A 20,928-nucleotide genomic window follows, 5' to 3' on the forward strand; every position below is an offset into this window, starting at 1 on the left:
AGTTGAGATACAATCTAGTGGTGGTAGCGGCCAAAGGCATCTCTGCGGCTTGCACTGCACGTTTCCGGTATGCAAAATGGCGCCAATGCGAGCAATCGCGTTATCGTCAGCGGCGGTGTCAGGTTCAGGGTGGACTCGCAAGAGGCGCACTGCGAATCGGATGTCGTCGACATATCGGTGGATTCGTCTTCTACTCCCGGTTCATTTGGGAAGGCGAATAACGAACGTGTGGAGCGGGCGAGAAGCAGGGGGGCGGTCGCGCCGCGAGCGCAAAACGCTCCCCAGCCGTTGAGTTCGAGGTTTATTAACCGCGCGTGGCGGAAAGTCGCTGCGAGCATCGCGCTAGTCATTGCTTTAGGCTTGCGCGCCGACCTGGATTGTGGTATTATGGTAATGGGTGAAAATTTAACCGTTTCGTGCGGTTTGGTTTTGGGGCCAAAGGCATCTCTGCGGCTTGCACTGCACGTTTCCGGTATGCAAAATGGCGCCAATGCGAGCAATCGCGTTATCGTCAGCGGCGGTGTCAGGTTCAGGGTGGACTCGCAAGAGGCGCACTGCGAATCGGATGTCGTCGACGCCTCGTCAAGCCGCTGGTCCGGGAGAGTCAATACCAGCGTGAGAGCTGATGTCCAGTAACGCCCGTCTTCAAACCCTATCGTTGGCCGCTCTGAGCCAAGCGTGGTCCGATATCCTCCGCAATACTCGACCTCTATCCAGAAACACGGCTGGCGTAGACGGCGTCACTGTGAATGACTTTGCAGAAAACCCCAAGTATTCTCTCCAAGGCCTGGCGCGAACCCTCGCAAGAGGAAATTTTCAGTTCAGTGAGCTACGACCAGTTTTAATTAAAAAGCCGAATGGGAAGGACAGGCTTATCTGCGTCCCGACCGTCAAGGATAGGGTGGTGCAGAAAGCGCTTCTCAATTTCTTGTCGGAAAAGTACCACGGCAAGCTTGCAAATTCCATAAGCTACGGTTTTATCAAGGACCGTTCTGTGAAGGATGCCGCAGCGATTGCTTGTGTAGAACGCGCGCGAAACGCATGGGTTTTTAAAACTGACATTACGGCCTTCTTTGACACGGTCGATAGGGGCATTCTCGAAAGCGTGCTTACAAAGGTGATTCGCGAACGCAGCTTGCATGGATTACTCATCGACGCAATGCACTGTGAGGTACGGCCGCCGTCAAGCGGTGCAAGCCAGCGCAGGATAGCGACACTCGGAATTAAACTTGGTAAGGGACTCCGCCAAGGTATGCCATTGTCACCTTTTTTTTCCAATCTGTTGTTAGGTGCATTTGACAACCAGGTTGTGAAGGCTGGTATTCCAGCTGTGCGATACGCCGATGACCTGATATTCTTTAGTAGTAGCTGGGCGGACTGCGTGCGTATCGCTGATTTTTGCCACAAGCAATTTGCGAAAATCAACTTGACCATTCCTCCTCTTGACTCCCCTGCGAGCAAGTCCGTTATTTATGCACCGCATGAGCCGGCGGAATTTTTAGGATTGGAACTTGCCCCGTGCATACATGGATTTGAGTTAAGGTTGTCCGAAAAGCAACGAGAGCGAATCAGGGATGAGATGCTTTGCTACGGGTCAATAAAAGAGCTGCTGAGTAGGAAAGTCACATTACGAACTCTTGGCGCGGTATTGGTTGCTAAACGTAATGGATATCTTGCCGCGTATGAGAACTGCGCGAATATCTCGGATGTTGAAGCACAGCTGAAAGGCCTCGAACGTAAATGTCTTGTGAAAATTTATCAAAACGAATTGAAGATGGACTTGCCTAAGCTCGGCGCCGAGGCTCATACTTTTTTGGGGCTTGGAACGTAAGCACGGTAGCGATTCGATGTGTAGTCAACATCGTCGCGGTCAAATAGAAAAAGAGAGAAAGGCTCGCTTTTAGGGTCTCGGGACTAAGCAATCGTCAAGCTGGGATTATTTTTCCATGCGGCAATATTTTTCGCAACTGGTGGATTGAGAGGAGCTGTTGCGGTAGGCGCATTAATTATTGAAATGATAAAAAATGTCCTACTAGGACACTTCTCATGACGTTTTCGCTCGGGTGAGGGGATGCTGCAATTGTGAGTACCCGGTCGCTAAACCGTGTGAAAGATTGGCAAACAGCGCTGGCGCCCTGGTTGCCGAGAAAGTTTACTGCGCCGCTTCGATGTGGGACATGACCCGCATGCGGTCGTCTTCATTCAATCGGTGCCACGCCATCACCCACTCAGCCAGCTCGGGACTCTCGCAGTAAAAATAGGCGGTGGGCACGTCTAATACCTTCGCAAGCAAGGCTGCAGTCCCAAAAGGAGGCTCATGCACTCCGGTCTCGTAACGACTAATGCGCGCGCTTGCCGTAGTCTCATCTAAACCGATGGCGACCCCTAGCTTATCTTGTGGAATCTGAGCGCGCAATCGGGCCTCCCGTAATCGGACCCCGAACAACGACTTACTCCACTCAAACTTACCTATCTTGCGCATTCTTCGATAATCGTAGAATGCGCTTGCGATTTCTCTACGAAATACGTAGAATTTTCCTGCAGGAAATTTTGGTGACTGAATTCATAACTGCTTTGGTTGAGCAGTCTCATGCGGGGAGTTATATGCAACTAAAGAATTTATTGGGTATTTCAGCGGTGGCCGCAGCTCTGGCCGGCTGTGCGAGTGGACCTGACTTGACCAAGGTGTCCGACCTAAAGGTTTATCCTGACAATCGTATCGGCTATACGTTGCTGAGTAACGGCACTCAGCCGGCCAGGGTTTGGTCGACAGGCGAGACGATTCTGGCTCTCCGGTTTGGTTCGCGGATTATCAACGCTAAGGATTTGGATTACGTCACCGCGCAGCGGACGAACAAGAAGTACGTACCGTTGCACATCACGGCCCAATTGAAATCGGGTGAGGCCATGGTTGCCGATGTTTCCGATTGGGGGATGAGCGCCTATTCCGATATGACCGTGGAGTGGCTGGCATGTGGTAAAGAGAAAAAGTGCGTACCCCTCTTCCCTGGAGCTGGCTCTGTCAAATTTACTCGGCCAAGCAATTTCCTGGCGTTCTTTAGTGAAAACGGGTTTGAATCACTTCTCATGCCGGGCACCAAATTGCAGGACCTTGTAACCTACGAACATAGCAAGGCATTGCCGCCCCATTCCGACTATCGGCTGAACTTTGTGGACGTGAGCCAAGCCATGGACCTGAGCGCGGGCATCGAGGCCGCGCGAGCTAATAAGGAGAAGCTCGATAAATGTAATGCTGCAGCCGTCGCAGCCAGGAATCGCGAGCGAAAGCTAACGGAAGAAAAAATCATCGCCACGACGCCGCCTGCGGATGTCCAGAAAAAGCTGGCCGAATGGCGCGCTACTTTGCGCAACCAGACTTCGGATATGGTCGGCTGGGACGCCGGATGTACCTCTCAATAGGAGTGGTGTCGCTATCTAACCGTCATGGTTCTGCACTGCTGGGAACCTGGCCCGGTTCGCATCATTAGAAAGAAAACCATGAAAGAAACTTTTCGCAGTATTCATCGTTTCAGTGTCTTTGAAGGCATCTTTTTGACTGATGACGGCGTCAGGTTCAGTGTCTCTCGCCACCTGCTCGAAGAGCCGCCGCATCTAGGCAAGGTCATTACTTCGTAGAACTGGCATAGGGAAATCAAACATGGCGCAGCTAGTCGTCACAGACATTGAACTGAACGGGCTTTCCGCAGCAGGCGTAGTGGTCTTGAAAGCCGTTATAGCCTACGCCGGCGCGCGCAAAGATGTCAGAGGCCATCGTTTATCGGTCGACGACTTCTGCACGATGGTTGGCATGGGAGCGCTTTCTGCTGAGGCAATACGATTGCTGCTCGATGATGTCCGGAAAGCGCGAGCAATTGTGGAGGTCATCGACACCGATAGCCGAAGCGGTGAGGCTGTCGCGCGGAAGACATCGCCAATGCTGGACTGGACATCGGTGAGTGATTCGGCGGTAGTCTTTGAGTTTTACGATTTTGTTCTTCTTCAACCCGTCGTGGACCAGGTGTTGAACTTGGCTGCGCCTCAGCGACGATAACGAACGCGACCACGTCGCGGTCGTCAACAGCGACATTCCCAGTGCCCAGGTTCGCGGCCTCAGCAAGCGCGCCAGCGTGGTGCCTGCGCAACCGACCGTATAGTCCACAACGTCGAATCTGCCAACCTCAGTTCGAAAGCCGTTGACCGCACATACTCGCGGCTGCTACGGTCAGAAGGGTGTTGCTTCCTCCTGCCAATAGAATGCCCCTGGTCCCCCGCCAGGTTACAGAAGAAGTTGAAGGAGAGCACTTTCTGATACTCATGGAAAAATGCCTTATGTCCGAACCTTCGAATTCAAGACCACGTGAGCTACACCCGGATTTTCCGAACGAGCCGATTATCGCCGCCGTGGGCGGCGCCCAACTCAAGCTGGCCCTTTGCCGCGGTGATGATGGCATGTATCGAAGCCCGCGCCGGTCGCCAGAAGAAGTCATGCATCGATTTGAAGTTGCCGACGACCTCGCAGACCAGCTCGTGACCTACTTCAAGCGCAAGAAGAGCGAATATCCGGGGTGGACTGCCGAGAAGAACTTTGAGCGGATTCGCCTCGCGTTGATAAACAAAGCCAGTGAGGGGAAGTGGCCTTTCACTGATGCCGAGCAAGCGTGGATTATGTGCCGCTTACGCGAGCGCAGCGTCGAACGTGAGTTACCGATTTTTTCGGCGTCTCAAATCCGTATTACTCCGCGGCGGACACCGGAAGATATCAAACGGGCAAAGGAAGAGGGCCGATTTGCAGAGATGACCCCGGGCCAATCTGGATATGACGACAATAAGAACTAAGCGTAATGCACAGTGAGTATTTTAGCGTGCATATGGCCGACACTGTGATACCGCATAGGTGAGCATTGAATACGGTGGCGAGGCCGCCTCACAGCTTTAACTTGGTGAAATAAATTTTAAATCTGAGATTCAAACATGAAATTGGCTCATTATACCGAGCGGGGATAATACGGGATAACGGTCGTTTTCACGCTATCCCATAGTAAGGACTGATTGCACGCAGCACAATTTTTTCGGAGTTGTACAAGGGCTTCGTGGCAAGCACAACCTAAGATACAAGTTACTTCCAGTCGAGCTTATATCCGTGGACATAGGTGTTTTGAGGGCATGCAACCAAGTAAAAGCTGGCGCATTGCATGCGCGGCGACAGGTCATATGCGCCTTCCAGAGGACGCATCATCGCTTAAGTTTTCCTCTTCCGTCACAGCTTGAACCGTGGCTGGGCCACTTTAATGAGTGACCTGCTCTGGGGCAGGCCACTTACCCCGAAAACTACGTTGCCGACCTGTAAGCCAAAGTGGACCTGGCCTTCAATTTCTGGAATCGTTCACCAGGGGATGCCTGTCGACACCCGGTTCGCTGGCGGACATTTTGGGCGAAAAGAAGGCAGGCACACGGTTTGATTTTCTATGGCAGCCATCACGGTAAGCCAAGTGATGGGCATTAGCGGCAACCAATCAGCGGTAAAGTGCAGAAATATGGGGTAGCTATCGAGATATACTATCTGCAGTCGTCGTGATTGCATACTCTCGCTGACACATGAACCAACTAATCACCCCGCGTGAACTCGCAAGTCTTTTGTCTCTTAAAGAGCAGACCATCTACAACCGCCATAGCAATGGCGCTAGTCTGCCCCCAGCCGTCAAGATTGGTAGCCGACTGCGGTTCCGACAATCTGATGTCGACGCATGGATTTCTGACCAGGTGGAACTGCCTCCCAAGGCACCGAAGGCCGAGCCAGCAGCAACTTTAACCCGTTCCCGCGGTAGGCCAACGAAGGCTCAGCAAATAGCAGCACGCCAACTAGGTATGGCTGCACCGCGTCAAAACACTCGTATCGACTAACTCGCGCCGCGCGCAGCGCGAGGACATACACGTAATCTGAGGACATCATTTTTTAGCTGCAAGCGGCACGCCCACTTCTGGAGCGTGCCATGGCATCTGCCGCCCTTGTTGCGCTTGTTCAAGCGCATGCACCTAAGCGCCCGTACTGCGCTTTTGTTAAAAATCATGCAATCGTTCGGCGACGTGAAGTCGCGCTCGAGGCACCGTACCTGCAGCTTAACCCTCCGGCACATCGTTCCTGGATAATCTTGGACCTGGACCGGAGGGGAGCTGTTCATGCATGGGAAGACGCCGGCCTTCCCGTGCCGACTTATTGCTCAATCAATCGGGAAAACGGCCATGTCCATATTGGCTACGCGTTGGCTGCACCGGTTTGTACGTCCGCCGCTGCACGATTCGCGCCACTGCGCTATCTTGCCGCAATCGAGTATGCCTACACCGCTAAGGTGAGGGCTGATGCCGCCTTTACGGGGCCGTTGGCGAAGAACCCCTTGCACCCTGCTTGGCAACTGTGGGAGCCGGCCAACGCGCCCGTGTATGAGCTTGGCTATCTGGCGGAATTCGTGGACCTCTCTACTAAAAGGCTTCCCAGGGTTGCTGGAGTTGGGCGCAACTGCGACTTGTTTGAAACGCTACGCTATTGGGCCTACAGTGCTGTACGTGAGTTCTGGCGTCCACGCGGGCTGGAGCAGTGGATGGCAGCCGCCCGCCTTCAAGCGGAATCACTGAACACGTTCAAGGAGCCTTTGAGTTCGTCAGAGGTTGCGGGAATTGCCCGCAGCGTTGCCCGATACGTCTGGCGGCATAACACCCCCGCCACGTTTCGGGAAGTTCAGTCAGCACGCGGACGCCTTGGTGGCGTGGCTTCCGGTGCTGCTCGTCTTGTACGCAACGAGGATAAGCGCGCCAGTGCACGGTTAATGGCCGTCAAAGGCATGAGCATCCGTGCGATAGCTGAAGAGCTCAATGTTGGCAAATCTACAGTGGCGAGATGGGTGTCCCACGAAGCCATATCAGGTAACAGCACCCATGCAGGCGAGTAGTGCTAAATGCGGGAGGGGCGGGGGAGGCTCGCGAAGAGCTCTTGGCGCTGGCAAGTGCATCAAGTGCGAGGGGCGTAGCCCAACAACAAAAGCGCGGCGTGTCTCATAGTATAGGTGCCGATTCCAAAGTATTGCACTGGGCTGTTTCCAGCTCGAGTCATTCGGAGACGCTACGGAAATCACGGCGTAAAGGGAAACGCGAGCAGCGCAGCAACCTGACCTGCGTGACGTTTTCTTATGTCACGCTTGGGACGACCGACAGGGGGCAGCCAAAGAGTTGCACAAATTGCTCGTGGAGGCTGGTGTAAAAGTTTGGTTCAGCGAGAATGACCTGGCGCTTGGCGTGCCGATGATGCGCGCCATTGACAAGGGCTTAGCGAACTCGCGAATCGGGCTTGTCCTTGTGACCCCAGCGCTGCTGGCCAGCCTTCCAAGAGAGGGCGTCGCCGACAAGGAGCTTGCGGTACTGCTGATGCGTAATCAGCTCGTTCCAATCGTGCACAACACGACGTATGGTGCCCTCCTCAATGTTAGCCCTATGCTCGCCTCCCGAAGCGGCCTGAGCACTGAAGAAGATTCAATGGCGGTGGTCGCAGCAAAAATCGCCGAGCTGGTGGCTGTCCAGTTGCCAGGCTCTTGCTGAAATTGCAGAAAGTGTCCTAGTAGGGCACTTTCTGCACCATGATGCGAAATTTTCAGAATGCGACGGTAGACAGCTCCAGGGTTTCGGTGTTGAGTGTGAAAACCTTCATGAACCCGTGAAGGATTTGTGAGTCTAGTTCCTTCACTTGTCGAGGCCATCCTGATTCCGCATCGTGAGTGAATGCCTTGCGAAGTCGAGCGCCGATGGTTTTTGCACCTGGTGCTGTAATGACAAAGTAGACTTGCACAATGCGTTTGTCGACGAACATGGTCCGCATACTGGCCACCACTTTGGCGAGGTCTTTGTCGCTGCGCCAACTGTTTTCTACTTCGACCCAAGCTAAGCCTGTTGTCAGCTGTAGAAGTACATCAGGTACTTTTCCCTGTACGACGCCTTCATGGCTGTAGGCTAGTTGTCTCAATGGTGCCAAGCCGGCTCGAATCTCCAGTTCGGACCATGCGCACGTGTCTGAGAGCAGGCCGGCAGCAGCGGCATACACTGAATTGCAAGCTGTGCGGTGGCTATGCGCATGGCGCAGCCAATCACGAGCGTGCGCCTTGCCAAACGGGAGAGGGTCTCCGTTCTTGGCCAGCCATTCGGCTCCAGCGGCAGTGACGGCTGTTAGCTGCTCCCCATTGACGCTATCACCATCTCGCTTGGTGACGATGTAGCCGCGTTGATGAAGCCAGCGAAGTGTCCGACCTGCCATCTTCTTCGTGCTTCCATCACATTGCCTCCAAACTATTTTTGCAATTTGCCGCGTCGTTGCGTAGCCCAGGTGTGCCAGCGCCCTTAGTGTTAGTGCCCGATACAGCATTCCCTGCTCTCGTTTGTTCATTTCCCGCTCCAGAGTGTATGTATCTCCGTATAGCGCCACCAGCGGGAACATGAGCGAAACAGCTTTTCGGTGAGTTCTCCGACCTCACCCTACGCCCACTGACGTGGGCTGCGCGGGGGGATAAATCCCCCCTTGCGGCGGGACGAATTCGGCTTCACGGGCTGGACGCCCTACCGAATTCTTGGACCTAGGGGTCCACCACGCCTGCGGTCCCTCGCGCGCTCGGGCAACCATCTACAGCCGGCGCTCCACCTGTGGGTGTCGCGGTCCTGGCGGACGCACCTCCTTCCCCATTTGCCGTCAAGCCGGCAACGGGGGCCCTGGTCGGTTCCCGTCTGTAGGTGGTTGCCCGACCGCGTCGGGACCGGGGCTGTACGCCCCCGAACTCAAGGTCGGCGCCGGGGCGCCTAGCGGCCGAGGGCCGCTCCCTGTCGTCGGCTCCCCCAGAGAGCATGCTTGGCCGTGGGCGGCCAGGCACCACTCCGCGCGAGAGCGCTCCGTGGCCCTTTCGGGTGCTGCTTCGGCGCATGGCGCCTGCGCGTGCCCAGGCCTTCGGCCTGGCACTTGCGCTCCTGCCGAGGTCTCCGTATGTCCTACAGCACTGCAACTACTCAAGACGGCTTTGTAGGCCGTCCAACTACGCCGCTCACTTCGCTTTCTGACAGCCGCCGGATGCGGGCTAAAGCTGTGCGGATTCAGCAGCGACCTGCTTCCAGGAGTTTGCCCCTGGCTGCCTTGTCAGCGGAAGCTATGTTGTTCGTGCGAGCAACCTCTGCCTCTCGACGTAGCGTCACAAGCTCTTCTTCGGTCGGGTTGTAGTACCGCATGGCCATCTGTATTGTTTTCCACCCCATCAGCTTTGCTAAGGTGGGCGCCGTGACTAGCGGGGCCAGTCGGGTCGCTGCATCGTGACGCAAATCGTGAAAATTCAAACCTTTGATACCCGCCTTCTTGCAGGCGACGCGGAATGCGGCACCCAGAGCCGCAGAATCGTAGAAACTGGTAATTCTTCCGGTTTTTCTTGAGCACGGGTAGGATCTCAGTGCGGTTTCCGCTTTTTCTGAAAGTGGAACGACCAGGCCTGCACCGTTCTTCGTTCTCGCCACATATATCACGTGGCGGTCGAAGTCGATGTCCTCCCAGCGTAGTTGGATAAGATTCCCAGCGCGCATGCCGGTCTCAATAGCCAAAATAATGCACAAATCAAAGGCGGGCGCTTTGGATGTACGAGCCGCCGCTAGCAGACGGGATTCTTCGTCCTCGACTAGGCGGCGGTTTCGGCCAGGTGTCGTAGGCGGCATACGCACCAGTTGGATGAAGTTACGGACCTCAATTGACCATTCCTTGCGAGCAGTTGTGAACACAGCGGAAAGGTAGGCCAGCTCAAGTCGGACGCTGTTGTTGGCGGCGCCCTCTGATAACCGCTGTTTCCTGTAACGTGCAAAATCGACGCTGCGCAGCGTAGAAAGCGGCCGGAGTGCAAGGGAATGGCGCAACAATCTACGCGCTGTCACCAGTTCCGTGCGGCACGAGCGTTTGGTTGGCGACATCTCATCTCGATAACGTTCAACTAGGTCGCCCAATGTGGTGCGCTCAACTTCAGTCCGGTCAGTGAAGACCCCGCGCGCCATTTCGGATTCGACGATAGCGGCCCAGGCTTCAGCTTCTCTCTTCGTCTCTAACGTCTTCGTTTGGGATGGGTACCCCTTCCGACGAATGGTGACTTGCCATTGATGGGGGCCGCGGTTCAGAATACTTGCCATGTCATGCTCCTATGTTGAGGTTGGAGCAGAGGTATAGCTTTGCCGGAGGGGCATGATTGCAGCAAAAATGCAGCAAATATCCCAGAAACGGCAAAGGGCTATAGATGAGATATCTATAACCCTTTGATTTTACTGAATATTCTTGGTGCCGACTGCCGGTTTCGAACTGGCCACCTGATGATTACAAATCAACTGCTCTACCAAATGAGCTAAGTCGGCAAAAACTGCGCGTTGCGAATTATACGCTATTTAATGCGTGTCAGGGTCGGGCGGCCGCCTTTTTTTGGTGGCTCGTCGTCGCCGGGCGTGGCGTTGTCGCGTTGTTCGGGGGAGCCGGTCGGCACGGACGACAGGGTGGGACCGCTGGCGGCGGGGGCGAGCACCGGTGGCGGGACGTCGGCGGAGGCCGGGCTGTCCGTCGGTTGCGCGTCCGGGTCATCGTTGCCCAGCACGGGCTCGAAAGCCATGCCCTGGCCGTTTTCGTTGGCGTAGATGGCCATCACGTTGTCGACCGGCACGTAGATTTCGCGCGAGACGCCGCCAAAGCGGGCGTGGAAGCGGATGGCGTCGTTGTCCATCTTCAGGCCGCTGGTGGCGCCGAAGCTGATGTTGAGCACGATTTCGCCCTTTTTCACGTATTCCATCGGTACCGTGGTGCGCGAATCGACTTTGACCGCGAGATAAGGCGTGTAGCCGCTGTCGGTGCACCACTCGTAGATGGCGCGCAGCATATAAGGTTTGGTTGAGATTTCAGACATGGTAGGCACGGTGAGGCGGGAGCGCCCCCGTCAGCATGAGGCGGGCGCACCGGTAGTTCAATGAGGCAGAGCAACTAGCCAAACGGCGCGCTAATTGACTCAAGATGTCCCGGCAAGCGTTGCTTGCCGGGAATATCTTAACGACGCATCACTTTTTCGGATGGCGTCAGCGCTTCGATATAGGCAGGACGCGAGAAGATGCGTTCGGCGTATTTCATCAGCGGTGCGGCCGTCTTCGACAGTTCGATGCCGTAGTGGTCCAGGCGCCACAGCAGCGGCGCGACAGCCACGTCGAGCATCGAGAATTCGTCGCCCAGCATGTACTTGTTTTTCAGGAACAGCGGCGCCAGGGTCGTCAGGCGGTCGCGGATTTCCGCGCGTGCCTTGTCGTGGGCCTTGTCGTTGCTCTTGGCGCGTTCGCTTTCCAGCACGTGCACGTGCACGAACAGTTCTTTTTCGAAATTGAACAGCATCAGGCGCGCGCGGGCACGCATCAGCGGATCGGCCGGCATCAGTTGCGGATGCGGGAAGCGCTCATCGATGTACTCGTTGATGATGTTCGATTCATACAGGATCAGTTCGCGCTCGACCAGGATAGGCACCTGGCCATACGGATTCATGGTCGAAATGTCTTCCGGTTTGTTGAACAGGTCGACGTCGCGCACTTCGAAGTCCATGCCTTTTTCAAACAGGACCAGGCGGCAGCGTTGCGAAAATGGGCAGGTTGTACCCGAATAGAGAACCATCATTTTTTATAGTTCCTTAGAAACAAAGGGGGTGAAGCCGCGAACGGCTCACCCCAGGTCGCTTGTCCACTCATGCGGACAACGCAGAAACAGGCATAAACCGGCCTATGGCCGGCGCCTCACTTATTTGACTTCCTTCCAGAACGACGCGTTAAGGCGCCATGCCAGCAGAGCAAAGACCGACAGGAACAGCAGCACCCACACGCCCAGGCGCTTGCGTGTCTGCTGTGCCGGTTCGGCCATCCACTCCATGTAGCCGACCAGGTCGGCTACCGCATTGTCATACTCGATCTTGTTCAACGTGCCTGGCTTGACCTGCTCGAAGCCGGCAAATTTGTGAATCTTCTTGCCAGCTTCGTGCGGATCATTCTCTTCCACGAACTTGGCAGTCTGGACACCTTGCAATTCCCATAATACATGCGGCATGGCAACATTCGGCAAGACCATATTGTTCCAGCCGGTCGGCCGAGTGTCGTCTTTATAGAACGTACGCAGGTAAGTATACAGGTAGTCGCCGCCTGTGCCAGCGGAAGATGATTTTGCGCGCGAAATTACCGACAAATCCGGCGGTACGACGCCAAAGAAGGCCTTGGCGTCCTGCGGCGCCAGGCTGGTCGTCATCAAGTCGCCGACTTTATCGCCGGAGAACAACAGATTCTGCTTGATCTGGTCTTCCGTCAAGCCCAGGTCGCGCAGGCGGTTGTAGCGCATCGACACGGCGGCGTGGCAATTCAAGCAATAATTGACGAACAATTTGGCGCCATGTTGCAGCGCCGCCATGTTGGTCTGGCGGTCAGGAGCCTTGTCCAGCGGAAAGCCGCCTTCGCTGGCGAGAGCCATGGCGGGCACGAAGGCCAGGATGGCGAGCAGTTTTTTTGCAATCTTCATATGATGTATGTCCTTTGAGCGTGGCGTGAGAGCGGCTTAGTGCGGGTGGAACGTCACACGCGACGGCACGGTCTTGAACTTGCCCATGGCACTCCACCATGGCATCAGCAGGAAGAAGCTGAAGTAAATCAGGGTGCACACTTGCGACACGATGGTTTTCGTATCCGTTGGCGCCTGGGTCCCGAGGTAGCCGAGGATCAGGAACGACAGGCCGAAGATGGCATAGATGTATTTGTGCCAGGTCGGACGGTAGCGGATCGATTTCACGGGGGAATGGTCGAGCCATGGCAGGAAGGCCAGGATCACGACGGAACCGCCGAAGAACACCACGCCCCAGAATTTCGCATCGAGCACCTGCGGCAGCATGCCGATGATGGCGACGATGGCGATGCCGGCGATGATGGATTTGACGGTCGTCGACAGGCGCGACTTGAGCCAGATGAACACTACGTAGGCGGCCACGACACCCATCAGCACGTACATGAAGTCGGCCGTGGTGGCGCGCAGCACCGAGTAGAACGGCGTGAAGTACCAGGTTGGCGCGATGTGCAGCGGGGTCTTCAGCGAATCGCCTGGCAGGAAGTTGTTGTATTCCAGGAAGTAACCGCCCATTTCCGGCGCGAAGAAGACGACGGCGCTGAAGATGACGAGGAAGATCGACACGCCGAACAGGTCATGCACGGTGTAGTAGGGATGCGAAGGGATCGAATCGACCGGGTGGCCGTCGGCGCCCAGGTTTTCCTTCACTTCGATGCCGTCCGGGTTGCTCGAACCGACTTCATGCAGGGCGATCAAGTGCGCTGCAACCAAGCCCAGCAGTACCAGCGGGATGGCGATCACGTGGAAGGCGAAGAAGCGGTTCAGGGTGGCGTCGGAAACGACGTAGTCGCCGCGGATCCACAGCGACAGGTCAGGGCCGATGAAGGGGATGGCGCCAAACAGGTTGACGATCACTTGCGCGCCCCAGTACGACATCTGGCCCCATGGCAGCAGGTAGCCGAAGAACGCTTCGGCCATCAGGCACAGGAAGATGGCGAAACCGAACAGCCAGATCAGTTCACGTGGCTTGCGGTACGAGCCGTACAGCAGGCCGCGCGTCATGTGCAGGTAGACGATGATGAAGAAGGCCGAGGCGCCCGTCGAGTGCATGTAGCGCACCAGCCAGCCCCACGGCACTTCGCGCATGATGTACTCGACGGAATTGAAGGCCAGGGCCGCATCCGGTTTGTAGTGCATGGTCAGGAAGATGCCGGTGACGATCTGCAGCACCAGCACGAGCATGGCCAGCGAACCGAAGATGTACCAGAAATTGAAGTTTTTCGGGGCGTAGTACTTGCCCCATTGGTCGTTCCACAGCTTGGTCAGGGGAAAGCGGTCATCGACCCAGCCCAGCGCTTTTTCGGCGACGGGAGCGTCTGCCGGGAATTTCGTTTCTTTGAAAGCAGCCATGATCAAGCCTCGCCTTTCTCGTCTTTACCTATCAGCAATTTGGTGTCGCTCAGGTACATATGGCGCGGCACTTGCAGGTTGTCCGGCGCCGGCTTGTTCTTGAACACGCGGCCAGCCATGTCGAAGGTGGAGCCGTGGCAAGGGCAGAGGAAGCCGCCTTCCCAGTCATCGGGCAGCGACGGTTGCGGGCCGGGGGTGAATTTCGAGGAAGGGGAGCAGCCCAGGTGGGTGCAGATGCCGACGGCGACGAGAATTTCAGGCTTGATCGAGCGCGCTTCGTTCATGCAGTACGACGGCGTGAATTCGGCGGGATTGCGCTGGGAATTGGCATCGGCGACTTTGCCATCGGTCTTTTTCAGGGACGCGATCATTTCCGGCGTGCGCTTCAGGATCCAGACCGGCTTGCCGCGCCATTCGACGGTGCGCATTTCGCCGGGTTGCAAGGTGGTGATGTCTACTTCGACCGGCGCGCCAGCCGCTTTCGCGCGCTCCGACGGCTGGAAGGTGCTTACCAAGGCTCCCGCGGTTGCCAATCCAACTACACTGCCCGCCGCGCACGTGGCGACGAGCAAGCCGCGACGGCCTGAATCGACCTGCTTTTCGTTACTCATGCAAACCCCAATCAGTCAAAATGCGAATCTTTATTATGAGTGGCAGCCGCGAAAAACCGTCGCCGAAGCTCTATCCCACTGATTGCCGCAACCCGCATCTTCGTACGGTAAAGTGGCAACATCCCTGCGGAACTTCGGACTATGGCGCAGCCCGTGCCAGTTTCTTGTTGATTATCCGGAAGTGAAAAAGTCACTTCTGGCAACCGCAAATTATAAGTGAAGCAAACAACGAATAGAACAAAAACGTTGCTTGTACCATAATTTATATACTTTTGCAGGAGGTGGCTAGTTCTTTCGAACTAGATGCGCCCGGCTGTACCGGAATTGGTCTCGCCGGCAACCACAAGTTGGTGTCTCCAGGAATCAATAGTATGATCGGCATGTTTTTTATACATATCCGAAGGAGAAATTCATGGCAATGATGCAAGAATTCAAAGAATTTGCAATGAAAGGCAACGTCGTCGATCTGGCGGTCGGTGTCATTATCGGCGGCGCCTTCGGCAAGATTGTCGACTCCCTGGTGCAAGACGTGATCATGCCGCCCATCGGCCGCATTTTCGGCGGCCTCGATTTCGCCAATTACTACCTGCCCCTGAATGGCCAAGCCACGACGATGACCCTGGTGGAAGCGAAAAAGGCGGGCGCCGTGCTGGCCTACGGTAACTTCCTGACCATTCTGCTCAATTTCATCATTCTTGCCTTCATCATCTTCCAGATGGTGCGCCTGATGAACAAGGCCCGCCGCAGCGAACCGGTCGCGCCGGCGCCGGCACCGGCCACGCCGGAAGACATCGTGCTGCTGCGTGAAATCCGCGATTCGCTGCAGCAGAACGCACGCAACAGCAACAATCTGGCAAAATAAGCCGTTCCGGCACGGGCCGGCTGACCTGGGCAGAAAACTGTATGCGACGATTCTGGTTATTGTTTGCGCAAACCGTGACGATCGCGTTGGCGCTGTACTTTGTGTATGGCGCGCTGCGCCCGGCCAGCCGGGTACAGCAACTGGGCTCAGCCGCCAAGCCGGTGCCCGTGGTGGAAACGGCGTCCAGCAGCCTGGCGCCCGGTTCCTACCGCGACGCGGCGGCGCGCGCCATGCCCGCCGTCGTCAACATCCTCACCCTGCAAGTGCCCAAGCGCGGCGCCCATCCGCTGGCGCGCGATCCCTTCTTTAAACGTTTCTTCGGCGACCGCGACCCGGACGGCGAGGATGACGAGGACTTGAAAAACAGCCTAGGTTCGGGCGTCATCGTCAGCCATGAAGGCTATGTGCTGACCAACAACCACGTGGTCGAAGGCGCCGACGAAATCGAAGTGGTGCTCACCGATGGCCGCAAGGCGCCCGCCAAGGTGGTGGGCCTGGACCCGGAAACGGACTTGGCCGTGATCAAGATCAAGCTCGACAAGCTGCCCGTCATCGTACTGGGCCAGTCGGAATTGGCGCGCGTGGGCGACGTGGTGCTGGCCATCGGCAACCCGTTCGGCGTGGGCCAGACGGTGACCATGGGCATCATCTCCGCCCTGGGCCGCAACAACCTGCACATCAACAGTTTTGAAAACTTCATCCAGACGGATGCCGCCATCAACTTCGGCAATTCGGGCGGCGCGCTGGTCGACACGCGCGGCAATCTGATCGGCATCAATACGGCGATTTACTCGCAAAGCGGCGGCTCCGTCGGCATCGGCTTCGCCATTCCCGTCTCGACGGCGAAAACCGTGATGGAAGCCATCATCAAGGATGGCCACGTGGTGCGCGGCTGGATCGGCGTGGAAACGCAGGACATCACGCCCGAGCTGGCGCAAAGCTTCAACTTGCAGCGCTCAAGCGGCGCCATCATCGCCGGCGTGGTGCGCAACGGCCCGGCCGACAAGGCGGGCATCGTGCCCGGCGACATCCTGCTGACGGTGGACGGTAAGCCCGTCGGCGACACGACGGAAATGCTCAACCTGATCGCCCAACTGCCGCCCGGCGGAAAAGCTAAAATGACGGTGCTGCGCAAGAATCGCGAAGCGGCGCTCGACGTGATGGTGGGCAAGCGCCCGCTCCCGAAAGAGCTTTCCAAATAGTTGCTGATCGGAATTTGACACATGCATGTGCGTGATTTGACCCAATTTTTACGTGAACTGAGCGACAACAACAACCGTCCCTGGTTTGTCATGAACAAGCCCCGCTACGACATCCTGCGCGAGGAATTCCTCGCGCTGGTGACGTCGCTGATTGGCGAGCTCGGCAAGTTCGATCCGGCCGTGAAATACTGCAATCCGAAGAAGGCCTTGTTCCGCATCAACCGCGACGTGCGTTTCGCGCACGACAAGAGCCCGTATAAAACGCGGTTCTCGGCCGCCATCGCGCCGAACGACATGCGCCGGCCCAGCAAGGCGGGCGGTCCCACGTACTATCTGCAGATCGATGGCCAGGGCAATCTGCTGTTCGGCGCCGGCGAATACATGCCGCCGCCAGGCCGCCTGAAGGCGCTGCGCGAACACATGGTCAACGACGCGCCAGGGTTTTCCAAAGTGCTGAAAAATAAGCGCTTGAAGGCCCGTTTCGGCACCATCCAGAACGAGGGCAAGCTGCAGCGCCCGCCCAAGGGTTTCGCGGCGGACGCCGAACATATCGAATTCATCAAGCTGAAGAGCTTTTTTGTCTGGACCGAAGTGCCGCTGCCCGTGAACGAGCCCGAGAAACTGCTGCCGACCCTGGCGGAAGGCTTGAAGGATGCGTGGCCGCTGGTCGAATGGATGCGCGGCGCGAACGAGCCGGAGGACGTCACCGAGTAATTGCTGAAGGAGCACATGATGGCACTGGAGCACGCAAGTTCAGGGCAAGTGATCGAGGTGCTGCGCAGGGATGGCGACGACCTGTCGCAGTTTTCCGCCATCGCGCTGGCCAAAACGGATGAACTGGAACTGATCCGCATGTGTATGCCCAAGGGCAAGACCATGCCCGAGCATCATCTGCTCGGCGAAACCACCTTGCTGTGCCTGCAAGGGCAGGTGGCGGTGGAAGCGCATGGCGGCGTGCACCTGCTGGGGCCGGGGCAGATGCTGTATCTGCTCGGCGGCCAGGCGCACGCCCTGGAAGCGCGCGAAGACAGCCTGGTGCTGTTGACGATATTGATGGCCAAGGCGGGACGCTAGGTACACTTAACCAAACCTACTGCGCGGCGCGGGTCGCGGCCTGCGATGCTCACTGTGCTAAAGCACAGCTCCGCTTCTCAGCCACAACTCATCCCGCTCGCTACGGTTTTGTTAGGCCTTATTACTCGTACACGTGCTCAGGCCGCCTCGGCGCGCGGATCGCGCGACAGCAGCTGCTGCACCATCACCTGCGGCACATCGCCATCGAACAGCACGCCGGCCACCGCGTTGGTGATCGGCATGTCGACGCCCATGCGGCGCGCCAGTTCGCGCACGGCCTTGGCGCAGGGCACGCCTTCGGCCACGTGACCGAGTTCGGCCACGATGGTCTCCAGCGCCTTGCCTTGCGCCAGGCCCAGGCCGACGCGGCGGTTGCGCGACAGGTCGCCCGTGCACGTCAGGATCAAGTCGCCCATGCCCGTCAAGCCCATGAACGTTTCCGTCTGGCCACCCAGGGCCGTGCCCAGGCGTGTGATTTCCGCCAGGCCGCGCGTGATCAGCGCGGCGCGCGCGTTCAAGCCCAGGCCCAGGCCGTCGGCCACGCCGGTGGCGATGGCCAGCACGTTCTTGACGGCGCCGCCCACTTCCACGCCCACCAGGTCTTCGCTCGCATACACGCGGATGCCGCCGCCATGCAAGGCCGAGACGACGCTGGCGCGCAAGGCCGCGCTGTGCGAGGCGATGGTCAGCGCGCACGGCAAGCCGCGCGCCACTTCCTGCGCGAACGAGGGGCCGGACAGGGCGCCGCCGGGGATGGCATCTCCCAGCACTTCCTGCACGATCTGGTGCGGCAGCAGGCCCGTGCCGCCTTCAAAGCCCTTGCACAGCCACACGAGGTTGGGGATGGCCTTGTCTTTCAATTGATGCAGCATGGGCCGCAAGCCCGCCACGGGGCAGGCGGCGATCAGGAGACCGTGTTCGCCAGCGGCATGCGCGACGGCGGCGTCAAAATCGGCGCCGATGCGCAGTTGCGGCGGCAGGGGGAAACCGGGCAGGTAGGCGTTTTCGCCGCTGGCGGCCATGGCGGCCATGGCCTCGCCATTGCGGCCCCACAGCAGCACGTCGTGGCGGCCGGCCAGGGCCATGGCCACGGCCGTGCCCCAGGCGCCGGCGCCCAGCACGGTGATCTGGCGGGGAGCAGCCTTGGCGGCCGGGACGGAATCGGGGGTGACTTCAGGGGAAACTTGCATGCAACCTCAAACGGGACGGTGGGTGGCGCGGGACAGCGTTACAGGCCCCACACTTCGCTGGTCTTGACGTAGCCGCTCTGGCCATCCTTGTGGCGCACCTTGACCCAGCCGGAGCTCGGTTGCTCGCTCATTTCCAGCAGCACGCCCTTGTCGACGAGGATGAGGGGGGAGGCGTTGTCGTCGGGGCTGGCGCGTACCTTGAGGTTCGCGGCGCGCGCCACGACGTTGCGCTTGGCCGACAGGCCTTTCGCTTCCGTCCAGGCCATTTCGCCGCTGGCGTCGCGTACCTTGACCCATTCGCCGTAGCTGAGCACGACTTCCAGCGGCATGCCGCGCGGCGCCACGTACAGCTTGCCGCCCTTGGCCGATGGCGCGTCGTACAGGATCACGGGCGTTGCGCCCACCGTTTTGAAATCGACGGCATGGCTGGCGGCCGTGGCCAGCAGCAGCACGGCGCCGGCCATCCAGCGGAACTTGCTCAAGAGCGCACTTTTCAACATGATATTTTTGAACCTTAACGAAACACGGCGGCCAGGCCGCCGTGTCAGGCCAGCCTTGATGGCTGGCGGGGTCTTGCTTGAAGCTTAGTGCGTCGTCGCGTCGGCTGCCGGGGCAGCTGCAGCGGCGTCAGCAATAGCTTGCAGACGTTGTTGGTAGAACACTTCGAAGTTGATCTCGGCCAGGTGCACTGGCGGGAAGCCGGCACGGGTGATCACGTCGGCGATGTTGGCGCGCAGGTAAGGGTAGATGATGTTCGGGCAGCCGATTCCCAGCAGTGGATCGAGTTGATCAGCAGGAATGTTGCGTGCTTCGAAGATACCGGCTTGCTTGCCTTCAACCAGGAAAGCGACCTTGTCGCCGACTTTGGCCGTCACGGTGATGGTCACGGTGGCTTCGAAGATGCCGTCGGCCAGAGGCGCGGCGCCCACGTCCAGTGCCACTTCGATCGCTGGTGCTTCTTGTTCCAGGAAAATAGCTGGGGAATTTGGTTGTTCCAGCGACATGTCTTTCAGGTAGACGCGTTGGATTTGGAAGACTGGTTGCAGATTTTCGTCAGACATGGAACGCTTTCGTTGTAAAGGACAAGAACGGCACACCGTTCAAATATGGTGCTTGCGGTATTCAAACCGCGCCGGATAGGCGCGGCCAGATCAGGTGCGAGGGCAATTGTATCAAAACAATACGACAAAAAACCAAGCAATTTCTCGAACCCGCTTTATATCAGGCTGCCGTGCCATTTAACAAGGGGTCGAGCTTGCCAGCTTGATCGAGCGCATACAAATCGTCGAATCCGCCCACGTGGGTATCGCCCACATAGATCTGCGGCACGGTGCGGCGGCCCGTGCGTTCCATCATCTTGATGCGCTCTTCCGGGTCGAGGTCGACGCGGATCTTTTGCACTGCCACGCCTTTCGATTCCAACAGGCGCTCGGCGCGCACGCAATACGGGCACACGGCGGTGCTATACACAATTACTGGGACGGTCATGATGCTTCCTTATGTGAGTGCTGGCGCAGGCTTATTTCGCCAGCGACAAGGTTTTCAATGGCAAACCCTGCTTTTTCCATTCGTCGAGGCCGCCTTCCAGGCTCGTTGCCTCAGCGAAACCGGCTTTGCCCAGCAGGCCGACGGCGGTTGCCGAACGCGAACCTTTCTGGCAAACCACTACAATGGGGCGCGTTTTGAATTTTTCCAGCTCACCCAGGCGTTTTGCCAGTTCCGGCAGCGGAATATTTTTGGCGTCAGGCAAGTGGCCCGAGGCGAATTCTTCCGCGCTGCGCACGTCGACGATGATGGTCTTGCCACGGTTGATCAGTTGCGTGACTTCCAGCACGGTCGCGCGCTTGCCGCGCATCGACAGCAGTGGCCAGAGGAGGGCGCCGCCGGAAATAATGACGATGGCAAACAGAAAAATGTGGTCGATAATGAATTTCACGTAGGGTCCAATGGTTTAAGTCAA

At 57.6% G+C, this 20,928-nt stretch carries 24 protein-coding genes and 1 tRNA gene; 11 read left to right on the forward strand and 14 right to left on the reverse strand.

Features of this window, described 5'->3' with window-relative positions; translation table 11 throughout:
• Positions 1 to 625: 625 nt before the first annotated feature.
• Positions 626 to 1,831: a reverse transcriptase domain-containing protein gene (locus tag J0O65_RS13690; RefSeq protein ID WP_215407520.1), complete on the forward strand. Its 1,206-nt coding sequence runs from the start codon at positions 626 to 628 to the stop codon at positions 1,829 to 1,831.
• A 321-nt stretch (positions 1,832 to 2,152) separates the two neighbouring features.
• Here J0O65_RS13690 and J0O65_RS13695 read toward each other — a convergent pair whose 3' ends face one another.
• On the reverse strand, positions 2,153 to 2,482 hold the full coding sequence (locus J0O65_RS13695) for a helix-turn-helix domain-containing protein (RefSeq protein WP_215407522.1): 330 nt from the start codon (positions 2,480 to 2,482) through the stop codon (positions 2,153 to 2,155).
• A gap of 71 nt (positions 2,483 to 2,553) precedes the next feature.
• Between J0O65_RS13695 and J0O65_RS13700 the strand changes: the two genes are divergently transcribed.
• The 6 genes from J0O65_RS13700 to J0O65_RS13725 all read left to right on the forward strand — a co-directional run bounded on the left by J0O65_RS13700 (position 2,554) and on the right by J0O65_RS13725 (position 7,587).
• A complete protein-coding gene (locus J0O65_RS13700) occupies positions 2,554 to 3,420 on the forward strand; it encodes a hypothetical protein (RefSeq protein ID WP_215407523.1) in 867 nt (288 codons plus the stop codon).
• A 238-nt stretch (positions 3,421 to 3,658) separates the two neighbouring features.
• Entirely contained in the window at positions 3,659 to 4,051 is a 393-nt protein-coding gene (locus J0O65_RS13705; protein WP_215407525.1) for a hypothetical protein, read from the forward strand.
• A 278-nt stretch (positions 4,052 to 4,329) separates the two neighbouring features.
• Positions 4,330 to 4,836, forward strand: a complete 507-nt coding sequence (locus tag J0O65_RS13710; protein ID WP_215407527.1) for a hypothetical protein — start codon at positions 4,330 to 4,332, stop codon at positions 4,834 to 4,836.
• A 759-nt stretch (positions 4,837 to 5,595) separates the two neighbouring features.
• The gene (locus J0O65_RS13715) at positions 5,596 to 5,901 is read left to right on the forward strand and encodes a helix-turn-helix transcriptional regulator (RefSeq protein ID WP_215407529.1); all 306 of its coding nucleotides are present in this window, start codon (positions 5,596 to 5,598) and stop codon (positions 5,899 to 5,901) included.
• 89 nt (positions 5,902 to 5,990) lie between these two features.
• Complete coding sequence (locus tag J0O65_RS13720; RefSeq protein WP_215407531.1) at positions 5,991 to 6,944, forward strand: replication initiation protein; 954 nt, start codon at positions 5,991 to 5,993, stop codon at positions 6,942 to 6,944.
• A gap of 220 nt (positions 6,945 to 7,164) precedes the next feature.
• Positions 7,165 to 7,587 (forward strand): toll/interleukin-1 receptor domain-containing protein, encoded by a 423-nt coding sequence (locus tag J0O65_RS13725; protein WP_285896797.1) that lies wholly within the window; start codon positions 7,165 to 7,167, stop codon positions 7,585 to 7,587.
• A 52-nt stretch (positions 7,588 to 7,639) separates the two neighbouring features.
• Here the strand turns inward: J0O65_RS13725 and J0O65_RS13730 are convergent, their stop codons facing one another.
• The 8 genes from J0O65_RS13730 to petA all read right to left on the reverse strand — a co-directional run bounded on the left by J0O65_RS13730 (position 7,640) and on the right by petA (position 14,640).
• On the reverse strand, positions 7,640 to 8,425 hold the full coding sequence (locus J0O65_RS13730) for a hypothetical protein (RefSeq protein ID WP_215407533.1): 786 nt from the start codon (positions 8,423 to 8,425) through the stop codon (positions 7,640 to 7,642).
• Positions 8,426 to 9,120: 695 nt separating this feature from the next.
• Positions 9,121 to 10,188, reverse strand: a complete 1,068-nt coding sequence (locus J0O65_RS13735; RefSeq protein ID WP_215407535.1) for a tyrosine-type recombinase/integrase — start codon at positions 10,186 to 10,188, stop codon at positions 9,121 to 9,123.
• 143 nt (positions 10,189 to 10,331) lie between these two features.
• Positions 10,332 to 10,407: transfer RNA gene (locus tag J0O65_RS13740), tRNA-Thr, on the reverse strand.
• Positions 10,408 to 10,433: 26 nt separating this feature from the next.
• The gene (locus tag J0O65_RS13745; RefSeq protein ID WP_070258525.1) at positions 10,434 to 10,946 is read right to left on the reverse strand and encodes a ClpXP protease specificity-enhancing factor; all 513 of its coding nucleotides are present in this window, start codon (positions 10,944 to 10,946) and stop codon (positions 10,434 to 10,436) included.
• A 137-nt stretch (positions 10,947 to 11,083) separates the two neighbouring features.
• A complete protein-coding gene (locus tag J0O65_RS13750; protein WP_010394154.1) occupies positions 11,084 to 11,695 on the reverse strand; it encodes a glutathione S-transferase N-terminal domain-containing protein in 612 nt (203 codons plus the stop codon).
• A gap of 120 nt (positions 11,696 to 11,815) precedes the next feature.
• The gene (locus tag J0O65_RS13755; protein ID WP_101483497.1) at positions 11,816 to 12,580 is read right to left on the reverse strand and encodes a cytochrome c1; all 765 of its coding nucleotides are present in this window, start codon (positions 12,578 to 12,580) and stop codon (positions 11,816 to 11,818) included.
• 36 nt (positions 12,581 to 12,616) lie between these two features.
• Entirely contained in the window at positions 12,617 to 14,029 is a 1,413-nt protein-coding gene (locus J0O65_RS13760) for a cytochrome b (RefSeq protein WP_152254124.1), read from the reverse strand.
• 2 nt (positions 14,030 to 14,031) lie between these two features.
• Positions 14,032 to 14,640, reverse strand: a complete 609-nt coding sequence (gene petA / locus J0O65_RS13765) for a ubiquinol-cytochrome c reductase iron-sulfur subunit (protein ID WP_215407537.1) — start codon at positions 14,638 to 14,640, stop codon at positions 14,032 to 14,034.
• A 412-nt stretch (positions 14,641 to 15,052) separates the two neighbouring features.
• Here petA and mscL point away from each other — a divergent pair, with 412 nt between their 5' ends.
• Genes mscL through J0O65_RS13785 form a run of 4 tightly spaced genes read left to right on the forward strand, consistent with a single transcriptional unit; the run spans position 15,053 to position 17,778 of the window.
• Positions 15,053 to 15,502: a large conductance mechanosensitive channel protein MscL gene (mscL, locus tag J0O65_RS13770; RefSeq protein ID WP_076565025.1), complete on the forward strand. Its 450-nt coding sequence runs from the start codon at positions 15,053 to 15,055 to the stop codon at positions 15,500 to 15,502.
• A 41-nt stretch (positions 15,503 to 15,543) separates the two neighbouring features.
• Complete coding sequence (locus J0O65_RS13775) at positions 15,544 to 16,704, forward strand: Do family serine endopeptidase (RefSeq protein WP_215407539.1); 1,161 nt, start codon at positions 15,544 to 15,546, stop codon at positions 16,702 to 16,704.
• A 21-nt stretch (positions 16,705 to 16,725) separates the two neighbouring features.
• Entirely contained in the window at positions 16,726 to 17,418 is a 693-nt protein-coding gene (locus J0O65_RS13780; RefSeq protein ID WP_215407541.1) for a DUF2461 domain-containing protein, read from the forward strand.
• Positions 17,419 to 17,433: 15 nt separating this feature from the next.
• Entirely contained in the window at positions 17,434 to 17,778 is a 345-nt protein-coding gene (locus J0O65_RS13785; RefSeq protein WP_251373742.1) for a cupin domain-containing protein, read from the forward strand.
• 137 nt (positions 17,779 to 17,915) lie between these two features.
• Here the strand turns inward: J0O65_RS13785 and J0O65_RS13790 are convergent, their stop codons facing one another.
• The 5 genes from J0O65_RS13790 to J0O65_RS13810 form a co-directional block, all read right to left on the reverse strand.
• A complete protein-coding gene (locus J0O65_RS13790) occupies positions 17,916 to 18,968 on the reverse strand; it encodes an NAD(P)H-dependent glycerol-3-phosphate dehydrogenase (protein WP_215407542.1) in 1,053 nt (350 codons plus the stop codon).
• 38 nt (positions 18,969 to 19,006) lie between these two features.
• Positions 19,007 to 19,468, reverse strand: coding sequence for an SH3 domain-containing protein (locus J0O65_RS13795; protein ID WP_215407543.1), 462 nt, complete (start codon positions 19,466 to 19,468; stop codon positions 19,007 to 19,009).
• An 84-nt stretch (positions 19,469 to 19,552) separates the two neighbouring features.
• Positions 19,553 to 20,029: a protein-export chaperone SecB gene (gene secB, locus J0O65_RS13800; RefSeq protein WP_034753023.1), complete on the reverse strand. Its 477-nt coding sequence runs from the start codon at positions 20,027 to 20,029 to the stop codon at positions 19,553 to 19,555.
• Positions 20,030 to 20,189: 160 nt separating this feature from the next.
• Positions 20,190 to 20,456, reverse strand: coding sequence for a glutaredoxin 3 (gene grxC / locus J0O65_RS13805; RefSeq protein WP_034753025.1), 267 nt, complete (start codon positions 20,454 to 20,456; stop codon positions 20,190 to 20,192).
• A gap of 31 nt (positions 20,457 to 20,487) precedes the next feature.
• Positions 20,488 to 20,904: a rhodanese-like domain-containing protein gene (locus J0O65_RS13810; RefSeq protein ID WP_215407544.1), complete on the reverse strand. Its 417-nt coding sequence runs from the start codon at positions 20,902 to 20,904 to the stop codon at positions 20,488 to 20,490.
• Positions 20,905 to 20,928: the final 24 nt, after the last annotated feature.

The organism is Janthinobacterium sp. JC611, from assembly GCF_018682595.1.
Classification (GTDB): Bacteria; Pseudomonadota; Gammaproteobacteria; order Burkholderiales; family Burkholderiaceae_D; genus Janthinobacterium.